This is a genomic window from Arachidicoccus sp., from assembly GCF_050436765.1.
GTDB lineage: Bacteria > Bacteroidota > Bacteroidia > Chitinophagales > Chitinophagaceae > Arachidicoccus.
This window is the reverse complement of record NZ_JBNQGD010000390.1, coordinates 1-1,441: the sequence shown is the minus strand read 5'-3', so window position 1 is coordinate 1,441 and position 1,441 is coordinate 1. Positions and strand designations below refer to the sequence as shown.

The window sequence follows — 1,441 nt, the reverse complement described above, 5'->3', positions numbered from 1 at the left end:
GAACGTATGGGACATACGTTTCCGGGAGCAACAGTCCCTTTTGGATCCGTGCAGCTGAGTCCGGAGACGGATACAATCCCTTACGAAGTAAATGGTAAATATGTCGCCGATGTCTATAAATATTGCGCGGGTTATCAGTATGGCGATAAGACCATTGTAGGCTTTGCCCATACACACTACAACGGTACAGGACATTCAGATTTAGGTGATTTCCTAATAATGCCTACGGTGGGAAGATTACAGTTAAATCCCGGAACAGCAACGGATCCAAACAGCGGTTTTCGTTCGCGTTTTTCACATTCCAATGAAGTAGCCGAAGCCGATTATTATAAAGTAAAATTGGACGATTATAATATTATTGCTGAGCTTACAAGCACTACGCGCGTCGGGTTTCATCAATATACTTTTCCAAAAACCGACAGTGCACATATTATTTTAGATATGATGTATAATATCTACAACTATCCTGGAAAAGACGTATGGACCTATGTTCGTGTACTTAATGATTCAACAGTGGTCGGTTACCGCCAAACGCGCGGCTGGGCAAGAAACCGAACGGTTTATTTCGCTATGAAATTTTCTCAACCATTTACAGGATATGGCTATAAGTCCTTTTCTACGAATGAACCCTATGCCGGTTTTTGGAGAAGATTTGACCTAACAAAAAACTTCCCTTTAATGGAAGGACATGACCTGCGTGCCTATTTTAACTTTTCGACACAATCGAATAACAAAGTAAAAATAAAATTTGCGCTATCTCCAGTAAGTATGGATGGTGCTATGGAAAACATGCAAGTCGAAGTACCTGGCTGGAGTTTTGAGAAAGTAAAGGATGAAGGTCAGCTAGCCTGGCAAAAAGAATTAGGAAAAATAAAAGTTCAAACACTCTCTGACAGTGATAAAGTAAATTTTTATACAGCAATGTATCATGCCTTTATCAATCCAACAATTTATATGGACGTAGATGGAAAATACAAAGGCATCGATCAAAAAATACATACAGCAAAAGGGTTTATCAATTACACTACTTTTTCATTGTGGGATACGCATCGCGCATTACATCCGTTGTTTACCATTATTCAACCCAAAAGAGATAACGATATGGTAAAATCTATGTTAGCACATTTTACACAAAATCCATTACAAATGTTACCGGTTTGGTCTTCTTATGGCAATGAGAATTGGTGTATGACAGGCTACCATGCCGTGTCCGTAATTGCCGATGCCGCAATTAAAGGCATCAATACCTTTGATGCAAAAAAAGCATTGGCAGCATGTGTAGTCACTGCCGACAACCCTTATTACGACAATATCCCGGCCTACAGAAAATATGGATTTATTCCTGATGAAAACAGTGAGAATTCCGTCTCCACTACTTTAGAATATGCTTATGATGATTGGTGCATTGCACAACTTGCAAAAAAAATAGGCAATGAAAAAA

1 protein-coding gene is annotated in these 1,441 nt (G+C 39.1%); it reads left to right on the top strand.

Features of this window, described 5'->3' with window-relative positions:
• A partial coding sequence (locus tag ACQR30_RS16435) for a GH92 family glycosyl hydrolase (protein ID WP_429736845.1) occupies positions 1 to 1,441 on the top strand: 1,441 nt, incomplete at both ends.